This is a genomic window from Pyxidicoccus sp. MSG2 (assembly GCF_026626705.1).
Lineage (GTDB): Bacteria > Myxococcota > Myxococcia > Myxococcales > Myxococcaceae > Myxococcus.
Genome location: NZ_JAPNKC010000001.1, coordinates 5,592,890 through 5,607,209 on the forward strand (window position 1 = coordinate 5,592,890; position 14,320 = coordinate 5,607,209).

9 protein-coding genes are annotated in these 14,320 nt (G+C 70.8%); 2 read left to right on the top strand and 7 right to left on the bottom strand.

All coding sequences use genetic code 11. The features are described from left to right. Positions 1–32: 32 nt before the first annotated feature. The 6 genes from OV427_RS21775 to OV427_RS21800 all read right to left on the bottom strand — a co-directional run bounded on the left by OV427_RS21775 (position 33) and on the right by OV427_RS21800 (position 10,201). Positions 33–977 (bottom strand): ArsA-related P-loop ATPase, encoded by a 945-nt coding sequence (locus tag OV427_RS21775; protein ID WP_267858067.1) that lies wholly within the window; start codon positions 975–977, stop codon positions 33–35. A gap of 370 nt (positions 978–1,347) precedes the next feature. Then, positions 1,348–2,031: a hypothetical protein gene (locus tag OV427_RS21780; RefSeq protein ID WP_267858068.1), complete on the bottom strand. Its 684-nt coding sequence runs from the start codon at positions 2,029–2,031 to the stop codon at positions 1,348–1,350. 428 nt (positions 2,032–2,459) lie between these two features. Then, a complete protein-coding gene (locus OV427_RS21785) occupies positions 2,460–2,744 on the bottom strand; it encodes a hypothetical protein (protein WP_267858069.1) in 285 nt (94 codons plus the stop codon). Positions 2,745–2,865: 121 nt separating this feature from the next. Continuing rightward, positions 2,866–5,163 carry an RCC1 domain-containing protein gene (locus OV427_RS21790; protein ID WP_267858070.1) on the bottom strand — a complete coding sequence of 766 codons (2,298 nt, stop codon included), beginning with the start codon at positions 5,161–5,163 and terminating at the stop codon, positions 2,866–2,868. A gap of 99 nt (positions 5,164–5,262) precedes the next feature. Beyond that, positions 5,263–7,647 carry an RCC1 domain-containing protein gene (locus tag OV427_RS21795; protein ID WP_267863459.1) on the bottom strand — a complete coding sequence of 795 codons (2,385 nt, stop codon included), beginning with the start codon at positions 7,645–7,647 and terminating at the stop codon, positions 5,263–5,265. 175 nt (positions 7,648–7,822) lie between these two features. Then, positions 7,823–10,201 (bottom strand): RTX toxin, encoded by a 2,379-nt coding sequence (locus OV427_RS21800; protein ID WP_267858071.1) that lies wholly within the window; start codon positions 10,199–10,201, stop codon positions 7,823–7,825. 682 nt (positions 10,202–10,883) lie between these two features. On the opposite strand from OV427_RS21800, the gene OV427_RS21805 reads away from it, so the two are divergent. Continuing rightward, a complete protein-coding gene (locus tag OV427_RS21805) occupies positions 10,884–11,828 on the top strand; it encodes a hypothetical protein (RefSeq protein WP_267858072.1) in 945 nt (314 codons plus the stop codon). Then, a complete protein-coding gene (locus tag OV427_RS21810) occupies positions 11,825–12,802 on the top strand; it encodes a zinc ribbon domain-containing protein (RefSeq protein ID WP_267858073.1) in 978 nt (325 codons plus the stop codon). Before OV427_RS21805 ends, OV427_RS21810 begins: the two co-directional genes overlap by 4 nt. 12 nt (positions 12,803–12,814) lie before the next feature. Here the strand turns inward: OV427_RS21810 and OV427_RS21815 are convergent, their stop codons facing one another. Beyond that, complete coding sequence (locus OV427_RS21815) at positions 12,815–14,200, bottom strand: serine/threonine protein kinase (protein ID WP_267858074.1); 1,386 nt, start codon at positions 14,198–14,200, stop codon at positions 12,815–12,817. Between the last annotated feature and the right edge of the window lie 120 nt (positions 14,201–14,320).

The window sequence follows — 14,320 nt, forward strand, 5'->3', positions numbered from 1 at the left end:
CGGCGGGGTGAAGACGTCCGCATGGAAGGCGCTCATGGAGTGGCCTCCCGCGCCAGGTCTCCGGCGGTCGGCGGGGTGAAGACGTCCGCGAGGCGCTCCACCAATTCCGCGCCTGTGGCGGGCAGCTCCGGCAGGGTGAGCAGCGGCACGCGCAGTCCCGCGGCCAGCCGGGCCCGGGCGGTCCGCGCGCGCTCCAGTTGCCCGAGCGCGCGCGTCCCCTGGTGCGGTCCATGCGCCGCCAGCAGTCGCTGGAGCGCGGCGTGCGACTCGGGCGTGAAGGGGTCCTCGGGCATGCGGTTGAGGACGGCGGCGGCCAGCGACAACCCCAGCTCCTCCAGCTCCGAGGCCAGGATGAGGGCCTCGCTCACGGGCAGCGGCTCCGGGAGGCTCGCGAGGAGGACGGCGGTGCGGGCCGGGTCCTGGAGGAAGTCGAGCCCCTCGCGCACGGAGCGGCCGATGATGCCGCCCGGCATCAGCGCCAGCACCGTGCGCGGCAGCGAGGCAATCGCCAGCGCGTGGCCGGTGGCGGGCAGGTCGATGATGGACAGCGGGTACTCGAAGCGCCCATCCGGCAGGGTGCGCCGCACCAGCGCGAGCAGCTGGTACAGCAGCCCCATCTCCCGCAGCGCAGGGCCCGCCTCCAGGAAGCGGCGCAGGGCACGGGAGCGCAGCGCGGCGTCGGCCAGCCAGTGCAGGGGCAGGGTGTCCTGGAGGAAGTGCCGGTGTCCCTCCGACGCGGCCAGCCGCACGAAGCGCAGCCCGGGCCGCACCTGCGTCACCCGGGCGCCCACGTCGCTGGCGGCCACCAGCGTGCCCAGCGCGGAGGGGCCGCCCTCGTCTGGAGTCATCTCCACCAGCAGCACGGAGCGCCCGGAGCGCGCGGCGGCCACCGCGAGCGAGGCCGCCAGCGTCGTCTTCCCCACGCCCCCCTTGCCCGACACGAGCAGGGCGCGCTTGTCCCACAGTGCTTCGAGCACCGGTCACCGTCCTGTCGCGCGCCGGAGGGCGCCGTCAGCTCACAGTGAGGAAGGTGGCCCGCCGCGACAACCGCCGCCCGCGCGCGCCGTCCGCTGCCGCGCTGCCGTCCGGCTGCCTGGCAGGCTGCCTGCGAGAACCGATGCGGGAAGACACTGACTCACGCCTGGCCCCGCGGCTCCAGGCGGGTCGGCGTCATGCTTTTGCAACTGGATTGCCAGCAGCAACAGAAGGGCAGGAATGGGTTCGCCAGGCGTCTGGACCCTCAGACGTTCGTGTGAGCGAAGGTCTCGCCGGGTCTTCCCGCTTCAACGTCCAGCCGTAGAGGCATCGCCGGCCTGGAGCCTCATGCGCTCCAGGCCGACGTGGCCGTCAGTGCACGGACCAGCGCTCGGCGATTTCCTCGCAGGCGAGCACCACGTCGCTCAGCCGGCGGATGTGGGCGCGGGGCGCGGTGAAGATGGTGCCGGCGAACACATCCACCACCTGGATGAGCCGGTGGTCACACGGTCCGAGCTGGCACAGGTGCTGCTCCGCGAAGCGTTGGAGCATGGTGCCGATGTACTGGCCGGATTTCTCGTCGAGCGGGGTGTGCTTGGCGAAGTAGAGCTTCATCAGCCCCACGCGCGCGTTGCCATGTTTGTCCATGCGCTGGAGCACCACCTCCGGCCGCACGCTGATGGTGACGCCCGCCATCTCCAGCACGGGCGGCTCGGCGCCCACCGCGCTGACGATGGTCTCATTCAAGTCCAGCCACGGCACCAGGTCCGCGAAGCGCTCGAGCGCCTCCGAGCACAGGTGCAGGCGCTGGGCCTCGAACTCCGTCTGCGGCACGCTGCACGCGAAGCGGCGCTGGTGGTCCCGGAGGATGGACAGGTCCTGCCCGCGACAGAGGAAGTCGGTAATCGCGTGCGACGCCTCCGGATAGCGGAGGTACTGCTGCTCCGGCGGGTGCTTCTGGTCGTAGATGATGCGCTTTCGGCGCGCGGGCGTCGCGGTGAGGTACTCACCCAGCTTGTTCACAGACACGCGCGGCAGCTCACGGATTTCCGCCATGGATTACTCCCCCTGGGTGCTGTCGATTGGGTTCACAGTACAGGAGGGGTCTGACGTTCATGAGACAGCGTGAGTGCTTGAAAATACGGGTGTGACGGGCCGCGTAGGTCGCGGTTGGGAGACCTGACTTCGCGAGGCGGGCGGTGCGCGGCGGCTTCGTGCGGGGGCCTGGCAACCGGGGCGGAGCGCGCGGCGCGGTGGGCTCGCGCGGCAGGCTCCCAGAGGGGAAACCCGGCGTCATTTCCGTGAGCGCCAGGCTCGGGGTCCAGGGGAAGGGAGAGGACTCGGGAGGTCTTCGCGTGAAGCCGCGTGGTGCCGGGGGCGGATCAGCGTTGGACGAGCATTGGTGGGAGAGACCGTGGAGCGTGGGGCAGGCGGGCGCTCCGGGGCTTTCGCCGCGCGTGGAGCGCCCGCCGGGTGAGGAGGACTCAGTCTTCTTCGGGTTTACGGTCCGGGTATGCGGACCAGTAGACGTCCGGCAGCGGGTTGGTGCCGGCGTCGCTGCGCGGGCCGTCGCCGTCGGGTATCTCGTCGAGGATGGCGCCCGGCGTGCGCTCGGTCGGGTCGATGGCGTGCGCGTGTTTCTCCTGCTCGTGCTCCTCGTCGGGAGCCGCGGTCCGCTTCTCCTGCTTCCCGTTCCGTGGAGCCGTCTCGCGCCCGTAGTAGTCCTCCGAGGGCTGGATGCCTGGCTGCTTCTTGTCGCGCTCGGCCATGGTGAAAACCTCCGTCCCAGTACGGTCGTGACTGGGAATGAAAGCCGCAATGGGGCCCGTGGCCCCGCCGTGACGCCAGGAGGGCAGGCGGGCGGGCGGCACCGGGGACGGGGTGCGAGCGCTACGGGGCTGGAAGTGTGAGGGGGACGTCATCCACGCTGGAGAGCGGCTCGTCATCACCCAGGTGCCGCGTGTGGCCGTACCCGAGCTGGCCGGAGGTGTTGTCTCCCCAGCAGCGCGCACCGCCCGTGCTCAGGAGCACGCAGGTGTGGTGGGCGCCCGTCGCCATCCGCCACGCAGTGGCGTCCCCCAACTCCACCGAGGCGGAGGGCGGGGCGTATAACGTGTTCTGGTGCCCCTGCCCGAGCTGGCCGGAGGCGTTGTCTCCCCAGCACGTCACGGCGCCCGTGTTCAGCAGGGCGCAGGTGTGGTGGCCTCCCGCGCTCACCTGGAGCGCGAGGGCCGTGGGGGAGCCGAGGGTCACGTCGCGCGCGTCGGAGGCGCTCAGCACACGCTGAGTGCCACCATGTCCGAGCTGTCCATCCAGGCCGCTGCCCCAGCAGCGCACGGCGCCGCGCTTCAGCAGCGCGCACGTGTGCAGGGCGCCGGCGGAGAGCATCGAGACGGGTTCGCCGAGCTCCACGAAGCCCGCCGAGGAAGGCAGCTCATCGTCGCCAATGTCGCGGGTATGCCCCAGGCCGAGCGCGCCCTGGGCCCCGCCGCCCCAGCAGCGCACTCGGCCGTCCGTGAGCAGCGCGCACGTGTGGTGCCAGCCCGCGGCGAGGTCCTGCACGGTGCCACCGAGGCTGACCTCGCCCGCCTCCCAGGGCTGCTCATCGTCACTGACGCTTCGGGTGTGCCCGTAGCCGAGCTGGCCTGCCTGATTCCGGCCCCAGCAGCGCACGCGGCCCGTGTCCAGCAGGGCACAGGTATGGGACTCGCCGGCGGCGAGCTTCACCGCGCCGCCGCCGAGGTTGACGAAGCCCTGGCTGGCGATGGGCTCGTCGTCTCCCACGTTGCGGGTGTGGCCGTAGCCGAGCTGGCCGGAGGTGTTGTCGCCCCAGCAACGGACCCAGCCAGAGTCGAGCAGGGCGCAGGTGTGGTGGCCTCCCAGAGCGAGCTGGACGGCCTTGCCTCGCAGGGCGACGTCGCCCGCGGTGTAGGGCGGCTCGTCGTCGCCCACGGCGAGGGTGTTGCCGTAGCCGAGCTGGCCGGAGGTGTTGTTGCCCCAGCAGCGCACCGCGCCGTGGGCGAAGAGCGCGCAGGTGTGGCTCGCTCCGGTGTGGAGGCTGCTCAGCAGATAGGGGAAGACCAGCTCGTCGGGGAACTGGTTGGGCGCGAGCCGGTACTCGAGCGTGGTGGTGCCGCCGTCCACGTCGGTGACGGCGAGCTTCAGCCGGCCGCGCAGGGTAGGGGTGTACGGCCGCAGCGTGGTGGGGTTGGTCTGGTGTGGGAAGGAGGGGCGGGGTGCATCGTCGCCCTCGGGCTCGAAGCTCCAGGCGTAGGTGAGGCGGTCCTCGGGTGTGTCGTCGGAGACGGTGGCGGTGAATGCGACGTCGCCGGTGATGGCCTGCCGCCGGCCGTCGAGCGCGTGGATGACGGGGTTGAAGAGCGCGGTGACGGTGGTCTCCTTCACGCCGTCCGTGGAGCCCCGGGGCTTCACCTTCGTCTTGAAGGTGGCGGTGACGGAGTGGCCTGACGCGCTGGTGACCTTCACCGTGTGCACGAAGTCTGTCTTCACGGCGACGTCGGGTGGGACGTACCGGCTGACGAAGGTCCCGGCGGCGCCGAGCAGGGTGAGTGTGCCGCTGGCGGGAAGGAAGGTTCCGCTGTCGGGCGCGGCGTCGGCGGTGATGGACCAGGTGAGGCGCTCGCCGGAAGCGGCCTCGACGGAGACGCTGATGTTGCCGCCGTCGTGACCGGAGTGGATTTCCGGGGGAAGGCTGATGCGCTTGATGAGAGGAATGGGATTGGGAGCGCCGGCCTTGGAAGCGGCGAGCCCGATGATGACCTGCTCGGAGCTCGTGGAGAGCCGCTGGTCTGTGGAGCCGCTGAAGAGCAGCGAGCCGTCAGCGTGGTACGCGCGGGCGAAGAAGGTCAGCGCCTCGCCGCGAGGCAGGGACGCGAGGGCGCCGGACCAGGCTCCGGCGGTGGCGGTGAGCTCGAAGTCGTTGAGCAGGGGCGTGTCGGGCTGGCCCTGCTCGAGGACGTCGACCTGGAGGCGGGAGACCTCGAGGGCGGTGACGGCCGGGGTGCGCGTGAGGGGCTCATCGATGTGGATGGCGAAGCGGGCCTCGGCGGCCCGCGAGGGCGGCAGGGGCGGGCTGTCCTGACGGTTGCAGGCGAGGAGGAGCGACAGGGACAGCAGGGCACCGGGCACGCGCCGGGTCCACGTCCGGAGCTGGGACCGCCTGTTCATTCGGGGCTCCTGGGGGAGTGAGGGCGTGGGGCTCGTGCGCGAGGGGAGGGCCGGGGACGGTGCCCCTGCCCTTCCCTTCGCGGCTTCACCAGGGCCGCATCACGGCGCCAGCAGGGAGATTCCGTCCTGGGACGAAGGCAGCTCGTCGTCGCCGATGGAGTTCGTGTTTGCGTAGCCGAGCTGGCCGCTGCTCCCCAGGCCCCAGCAGAGCGCCTTGCCGTTGGTGAGCAGGGCACAGGTGTGATTGGCACCCGCGGTGAGGAAGTAGGCGGGGATGTTGTTCAGGCCCGTGTGGTTGCCCGGAGGCGAAAGCAACTGGGTGGTGTTTCCATAGCCGAGCTGGCCGCTGCTCCCCAGACCCCAGCACTTGATGAGGCCCGAGCCGAGCAGGGCGCAGGTGTGGTTTGCGCCCGCGGTCACCTGGATGGCCTTGTTGCCCGCGCCGAGGCCCACGTCGTAGACGACGGGGTTGAAGGTGGCGCCGCTGCTGCCGTTTCCAATCTGGCCCTGTGCGTTGTAGCCCCAGCACTTCACGGTACCGGTGTCCATCAAGGCGCAGGTGTGGCTGCCTCCCAGGGCGAGCTGGATGGCCGTCCCCCCCAGGTTCACGTCGCCAACGGAGGAGGGGTGCTCATTGTCTCCAATGGGGTTGCCGCCGTTGCTGTAGCCGAGCTGGCCCAGGCCGTTGTCGCCCCAGCAGCGCACCTTGCCGGAGAGGAGCAGGGCGCAGGTGTGGTTGCCCCGGGCGAACACGTCCTGCACCGGCGCGCCCACCTGCACGTCCACGGACGAGGGCTCGTCGTCGTCGCCGATGTTGTTGGTATGTCCATAGCCGAGCTGGCCTGTCCCGTTGAAGCCCCAGCAGCGGACCTTGTTCGTGGTGAGCAGGGCGCAGGTGTGAGAGGCACCGGCGGTGATGCGCACGGCGGGGGTGCCCAGGTTGACATACCCCATGCTGGTGACGGGCTCGGTGTCGCCAATGTGATTGGTGTGTCTGTAGCCGAGCTGGCCGTACTGGTTGTTTCCCCAGCACCGCACGAGGCCGCTGACGAGCAGCGCGCAGGTGTGCGAACCGCCCGTTGCCAGCTGGGACACCTTCTCCGGCAGCGGGACGGCTCCGCGTGAGGAGGGGAGCTCGTTGTCACCGATGGTGTCGGTGTTGCCATACCCGAGTCGGCCCAGGCCGCCAGCGCCCCAGCAGCGGACGGAGCCATCGTTGAGCAGCGCGCAGGTGTGCGCGTCACCCGCGCGGAGCTGCGCGATGTCGGTGCCGCCGCCGGTCTGTCCCGGCTGGTCCGGGAACTGGTTCGCCGCCAGCAGGTACTTCACCGTCGTCTTGCCCGAGTCGCCGTCCGTCACCTCCAGCGTCAGCGCGCCCTCCAGCGTGGGCGCGTACCCTTGCAGCACGGTGGGGTTGGTCTGCGCGGTGAAGGACGGGGCCGGGGTGACGGTGCCGGTGGGCGTGAAGCTCCACGCATAGGTGAGCCCGTCCAGGGGCTTGTCGTCCGCGACGTTGGCCGTCCAGGTGACCTTGTTCGTGCCGAGCGTCCGGCTGGCGGCGAGCCCGTTGATGACGGGGTTGAAGACCACGCGCACGGTGGGCGTGTTCGACGGCGAGCCGCCGGTGCCGTCCGGTGGCACCACCCGCGTCTTGAAGGTGGTGCTCACCGAGTGGCCTTCCTGGTTGGTGACCTTGAGCTCGTGCGTGAACTCGGTGGGGGTTGCCAACGTGAGGGGCGGGGCGTAGCGGACGACGAAGGCACCGCTGGCGCCCGGCATGGTGAAGCTGCCCGAGGCGGGCTGGAAGCCGCCGCCCGAGGCGGCGGCGGTGAGGCTGTAGCTCAGCGCCCTGTTGGCGGTGGCCTCCACGAAGAAGGTGATGTTGCCGCTCTGCCCGAGGGCGAACTCGCCGGGGATGCTGATCTTCTTGATGCGCGGCAGCTCGATGGTGGCCCCGTCGTTGATGGGGACCAGGGTGATGCCCACCGTCTCCGCGGAGGAGGTGAGCGCCACCGTCGTGCTGCCATTGAAGAGCACCGAGTCACCCGCGCCGGCGTCCGCGTCGGCATTCACTCCGCGAGCGCGCGCGATGAAGGTCAGCAGCTTGTTCTGGGGCAGGGTGGGCAGCACGCCCGCCCACCCGGAGGCGGTGGGTGCCAGGTCGACGTTGACGAAGAGGGGATTGCCCGTCGACGCGTCCTTCACGTCGACCTGGATGCTGGTGACGTCCGCGAAGGAGAAGCCCAGCGCGGACACCGCTCCGGCTCCCAGGCGCAGGGACATGGCGGACGGGCCCGAGGGTCGTGCCTCCGAGGAGGTCTCGTCCACGGCGATGAGAATCGTGACGGTGGACGTCGCGGACGCGCCGGGGTCCGTCGGCTCGGACGGAGTGCTGCAGCCCGTGGCGAGCCACACGGTGGCGACCAGGAAGGCCAGCGCGGCGAGCGGGACTCGGACATGCGGGCGGAAGGCGGCGGGATTCATCACGGAGGCGACTCCTTCATGCGGCGGGGGACGCGCCCGGCGCCCGTGTGACGAGGCGTCACCGCGCCGGTAGGCGGCGCGGCGGCACCTCGTCACACGGGCCAATGCGCGGGCTGCGTGCAACGGGACAGCGCGGGGACCCCGGCGCGGCGGGTCCCCGCTCGAGGGATGCGGGCTACGGCGCGGGCGTCGGCGGGGAGAGCTTCACGTCTTCCGTGGGCAGGTTGCTGGCGCCGACGTTGGACGTGCTGCCGATGCCGAGCTGGCCGGAGGCGTTGGAGCCCCAGCAGCGGGCGCTGCCCGTGCTCAGCAGGGCGCAGGTATGGGAGGCGCCCGCGGTGAGCTGGTAGACGCTGGTGCCGTCGAGGTTGACGGTGGCGGCGGGCGGCGACGCCTGCGCGGTGCTGGTGCCGTAGCCGAGCTGCCCGGACGAGGCGGTGCCCCAGCACTTGACGGTGCCGACGTCGAGCAGCGCGCAGGTGTGCTGCTCGCCCGCGACCACCTGGATGGCGCGGGTGGTGGGCGTGCCCAGGTTCACGTCGGAGGTGGGGGTGTAGACGTCATAGCCGCTGCCAGCGGTGCCATTGCCGAGCTGGCCGTAGAAGTTATGGCCCCAGCACTTGACGGTGCCGGTCTCCAGCAGGGCGCAGGTGTGGTTGTAGCCCGCCGCGAGCTGCCGCACGGGGCCGCCCACATTCACATTGCCGACGCTCGCCGGGTTGTTGACGTTGGTCGTGCTCCCATAGCCCAGCCGGCCGTTGGCGCCGTTGCCCCAGCAGCGCACATTCCCATCCGTGCGCAGGGCGCAGGTTTGACCGCTCCCCGCGACGATGTCCTTCACCGGGCCGCCGACGTCCACGTCACCGGCGCGCCAGGGCTGCTCGTTGTCGCCGATGTTCTGCGTGTTGCCGTAGCCGAGCTGGCCGGAGTTGTTGCGGCCCCAGCAGCGCACCTTCTGGGTGTCCATCAGCGCGCAGGTGTGCTCCAAGCCGGCGGCGAGCTTCACCGCGTTGCCGCCCAGGTTGACGTAGCCGAAGCTGGAGATGGGCTCGCCGTCGCCCACGTTCTCCGTGCTGTTGTAGCCGAGCTGGCCGTACAGGTTGGAGCCCCAGCAGCGCACCAGGCCGCTGCTGAGCAGGGCGCAGGCGTGGTTGCCGCCCACGGCCAGCCGCGTGCCCGTGCCGAGCAGGGGGACGTCCCCCGCGGTGTGCGGCAGGTTGGACGCGGTGGTGCCGACGGGCAGGGTGTTGCCGTAGCCGAGCTGGCCCTGGAGGTTGCGGCCCCAGCAGCGCACGTTGCCGTTGTTGAAGAGGGCGCAGGTGAAGTTCTCGCCGGCGCGGATGGTGTTGATGCCGGAGAGCGGGCCTTCCTGGGTCTGGTTGTTCGGGAACTGGTTGGGCGTCAGGTTGTAGCTGAGGGTGGTGGTGCCGCCCGCGCCCGCCTCGTCCGTGACGGCGAGCCGGAGGGTGCCGCGCACGCTGGTGGCGTAGTTCTGGAAGGTGGTGGGGTTGGTCTGCCCGGAGAAGACGGGCAGCGGGTCCGGGGTGGTGCCATCGGCGGGCGTGAAGCTCCAGGCGTAGCGCAGGGCGTCGGCGGGGCCGTCGTCATCGACGGTGGCGGTGAAGACGACGTCGCTGGAGTCCGGGGCGCGGTAGCCGTCGAGGCCGTTGATGACGGGGTTGAAGAGGACGAGGACCTCGGTGTTGTCCACGCCGGAGGTGGTGCCGGCGGGCTTCACCTTCGTCTTGAAGGTGGTGGTGACGGAGTGGCCGGCCTCGTTGGTGACCTTGACGGTGTGGGTGAACTCCGTGTCGGTGGTGACGCTGCCGGGGAGGTACTGGCTGACGAAGGTGCCGCTGGTGGTCAGCAGGGTGATGGCGCCGGAGGTGGGGAAGAAGGCCCCGCTGCTGGAGCTGGTGGAGGCCGTGACGGCGTAGGTGAGGCGCTCGCCCGTGTTGGCCTCGACGAAGAAGCTGATGTTGCCGGCCTGGCCCGCGGTGAATGCGCTGGGGATGCTGATGCGGGCGATGCGGGGCAGCGCAATCTGGGCCGCGTCGGTGGCGGGCTTCAGGCGGATGGCGACGCTGGAGAAGTCGGCGTCGAGCTGCTGGTAGGTGGTGCCGCTGAAGATGGGCGTCGTCGGGCTGGCGGCGCTGTAGGCCTTGGCGAAGAAGACCAGCACCTTCCCCCGGGGCAGGAAGGGCAGGGTGCCGGCCCACTCGGTGGTGGTGCCGGGCTTGAGGGCCAGGTCGAAGTTGATGAACAGAGGCGAGTCGGGCTGGCCGGCCTGGCCCTGCTCGAAGACGTCCACGGTGATGCGCGTGACGTCCTGGGCGCGGATGGCCTGGGCGGAGACGAAGCCCGGCTTCTGCGGACCGGCGTCTTCGTCGAGGCTGATGGAGAAGCGGGCCTCGGACGTCAGACTCTGCGAGTCCACCGGCGTCGGCTCCGCGGGCTTGGACTCGCTACAGCCCAGCCAGGGGGCGGACAGCAGGGTCAGCAGGGCTCCGAGCATGGCTCGGGAGCGGACCGGACGGCGGGTCTGCTTCTTCATGGGCTCTCCTTGTGTTGCATTGCGTTGAGGCATGACACGGCCAGGCGCCCGTGAGTCCTCACGGGGCGCAGGAAAACGTCGGTGTTCATGAATTGCGGCTTGCTAAGACAGGGCTTGTTTGTCTATGAATACAGCCAGACAGCCCGCGAGGGTTGTCGAGGGAGACACGCCTCCCGTCACCGCGGGCGCAGTGTGGGCATGGGGTGGGGTGGGAGCGCCGCCCGGGCACACGCTTCCCGTGCCGCGGGAAGCGGTGAGCCAGCCTCGGACGCCATGGGGTGGGTGCTCCTCCGGAGGACCGACAAGGCCCTGACCGCCCAGGAGCTCGGTGTGACAGCGATTTGGACGACTGTCTGCCTTCTACAGAAAGGCGGCTGTCTTCTACCAGCGGTGTTCACGCCCTGTCATCACTATTTTACAAGGGATTGATGGGGCTCTGATGTCTGGGTTTGATATGACCGCCCCGGGTAACCGCGGCGCCGGTTGCCCATGACCTGCGGGGTGACAGGAATTGTCAGCGGCGCCGCCCGCCATTGCCAGAGAGGGAGTGGACGGCCCGGGGTTCGCGGAGCCCCAGTGTCTCCGCCGTGACTGACGAAACGCGCTCACGCCGGGCTACTTGTGGCGAAAAAGGCGGTCGGCGGAGACTCCACCCCGACGGTACCTGCACCGGGGAGCGCGCATGTCCGAGCCGATGATGACCGCTGTAGCCGGGCCACTGTTGCACCTGGGCTGTCCGTCGTGTGGTGCGCAGCTGGTGGTGGAGGCCTCGCTGCGCACCATGCGGTGCCCGTACTGCGCCGCGCCCAACGTGGTGGAGCGCCCGCCCGCCGCGGGAGTGCCGGAGCCCGTCTTCGCGCTGGGCTTCGCGCTCACCCACGTCGCCGCGAAGGAGCACGTGGCGCGGTGGCTGAAGACGCGCAGCCGCTTCACCCGCTCCGGCATCCGCTCCGCCGAGCCCGGTGAGGTGCGCGGCGTCTACGTGCCCGCGTACCTCTACAGCGTGCTGGCGCACTCGCGCTTCCGCGCGTCCATCGGCGAGGACTACCAGGAGCAGGAGACGTACACGACGACGGAGAACGGCAAGACGGTGACGCGCACCCGCACCGTGACGCGCACCGAGTGGCGCTCGCTGAACGGGGAGCTGAAGGGGTACGTGGCGGACGTGCTCGTCACCGCGTCCACCGGCCTGCGCAACGACGAGCTGGAGGCGCTGGAGCCCTTCGACTTGCGCGGGCTGGCGCGGTACACGCCGGCCCTCATCTCCGGCTGGGTGGCCGAGGAGCCGTCCCTCACCCGCGAGCAGTGCCTCGCGCAGGCGCGCCAGGAGGCGGAGGAACGGGTGGGAGGACGCCTGGGTCGGTTCATGCCGGGGGACTCGCACCGTGAGCTGGAGCACGAGTCGCGCCTGGAGTGGGAGGCGCTGGACGTGTGCCTGCTACCCGTCTGGGTGCTGGCCGTGCGCTACGCGGAAGGAGCGCCGCCGCTGCGGGTGCTGGTGAATGGGCAGACGGGTGAGGTGCACGGCAAGGCGCCCATCTCCGTGTGGAAGGTGGTGGCCGCCGTCACGGTGGTGCTCGTGCTGGTTGCGGTGGGGTGGCTGTTGGCGCAGGGAGGTGGACGGTGAGCACGGCCGTGCCCACGGTGGCGCCGTGTCAGCGCTGTGCGAGCGCGCTGGAGGCGGAAGACTTGCGCTGCCCCATCTGCGGGCTGACGACACCGCCTCCGGTGCACGGGGCGGTGGAGCGCGAGACGGCGCGGGTGGTGCGCTGTGAGAACTGCGGCGCGGCCATGGAGTACTCGGCCGAGGCGAAGGCGCCGAGGTGCGACTTCTGTGGCTCGGTGACGCGCGTGGAGACGACGGCGGACCCGGTGGAGCAGGCGGAGGTGTGGCTGCCCTTCACCGCGGACCCGGCGGCGGCGCGCGCCGCGCTGATGGGCTTCCTGGGGAAGGGGGGCTTCTTCCGTCCGTCGGGGTTGGCCGAGGAGGCCGCGGTGGAGTCGCTGCAGCCGTTGTGGTGGCCGGCGTGGAGCTTCCAGGCGGGCGTGGATGTGAGCTGGACGGCGGACTCGGACGCGGGGTCGGGACGCTCGAGCTGGGCGCCGCACGCGGGGCGCACGCGCTTCGACTTCGAGAACATCCCCGTGCCGGCCTCGAAGGGGCTGAAGGTGAAGGAGTGCGAGGCGCTCGCGCCCCACTACCAGCGCGGCTCGGCGGAGGGCGCGCCGCGAGGGCCGGAGGGGGCGCACGTGGAGCGCTTCGAGGCCACACGCTCGGGGGCCCGGCGCACGGTGCTGGAGGCGGTGGAGCGGCTGTCGCGCGAGCGGCTCCAGCAGGGCGTCATTCCCGGGCGGCGCTTCCGGAACGTGCATGTCGCCGTGGCCCTCTCCAGCCTGCACACCACGCGGCTCGCGCTGCCCGCGTACGTGCTCGCGTACCGGTACAAGGGCAAGGCGTACCGCGTGGTGGTGCACGGGCAGGACGCCGGAGTCGTCCTCGGCGAGGCCCCCATCTCCGGATGGCGTGTGGCTGCGGTGGTGGCAGGGGTGCTCGTCCTCTTGCTGGCGGTGCTGCTGGTGATGGGCGTGTTCGGACGGTGAGCCGTGGCTTGTTCAGGACTCCGAATCCTCGGGGTCCGACGGAGGCTCGTTCGTGTCCCGGCGCTGTGGAGAGTCCGGGGCTTCGCCAGCGGGCTGCACCGGAGTGGCCGAGGTCTGGGCGTCGCTGAGCGGCCCGACCTCGGGAGGCCGTGCGGCCGCTTCATCCCGGGCGGGATGCCCCGGGGCTTCCGGCGTCCGCGCTGCAACGGGCGGCTGTGCCGCGCCTGGGTCACCGGTCTCCTCCGGCGCGCTGCCTGACGGGGACGCGGGTTCCAGTGCGATGGCGGCTTCGTCGGCCGTGAGCTCGTCCGGATGGAGGCCGCCTTCGAGCAGCTCCGCCTGATTGCGCCGGCCCGTGGCCTCCACCGCCGCCCGGGCGAGCTCCTCCGCTGCCTCGTGCCGCCCGTAGCCCGGTGCATGTGCACGCACCCAGGCGCGCAGCGCCGTCGCCATCTCCGCGCCCGACTGGAAGCGCTCGGAGGGGTCCTGGCGCAGGGCACGGATGGCGAGGGCGCGCAGGTCCTCGGGGATGCTCGTCGCCAGCCGGGCCACCTGCTCGGAGCCCAGGCGCACCATTCGCGCGGCCACCTCGTTCACCGGCATCCAGGTGGGGCCCTGGGCCTCCAGGGGCTTCGCCTCCGTGGGCACCGGCACGGTGTCCTCCACCATCAGCGGGTGCCGGCTCGTGAGCAACTCCAGCAGCACCAGCCCCAGCGAGAACAGGTCCGAGCGCGCGTCCACCGCCGTCCTCTTCAGGGCCTCCGGAGAGGCATAGGTGATGTCGCCCTTCACCAGCGGGCGGCTCGTCACCTCGCGGCCCGTCAGGGAGGACGCCGCGGCGGTGAAGTTCGTCAGCTTCACCTCGCCGTGGATGCCGACCCGGATGTTCCGTGGGCTCACGTCGCGGTGGACGATGTGGAGCGGCCGGTTCAGGTCATCCGTCAGGCAGTGCGCGTGGTGCAGGGCCTCGGCCACCTCGGCCACGACGTATGCGGCGAAGGCGGGGGACATGGGACTGCGCCGCATGGCCGCCAGGTTCAGCACCGTGTCGAGCGAGCGGCCCTCCACATACTCCATGACCACATGCGGGGCGCCTCGGTACAGCTTGAGGTGGTGCACCTTGGCGATGCCCGGGTGGTTGAGCCGGAAGGTCAGCTCGACCTCCTCCACCAGGCGGCGGCGCTCCACGAAACTCGCCGGGTTGCTCAGCCGCTTCACCACCACCGGGCCTCCGAGTCCTCCCCGGTAGCGTCTCCGCGCGAGCATCAGCAGCTCGCCGGTGGAGCGCACCTCCAGCTTGCGGACGAACTCGAATGCCGTGCCGCCCACGGTGAACAGCACCCGTGGCCGGCGAGGAACTCCGGGAACCTCCTCCGTCGTCGTGTCGGGCGTTCTCATCTCCTGCCTTTGGACCTCTGAAGTCGGGTTGGGAATGCTCGACTCGTGAGGTAGCACGAATGCAGGCCCGCAGGGAACCTCCTACGTTGGGTGAAGTGGAGTTGACCTGGAGGGTTTGAT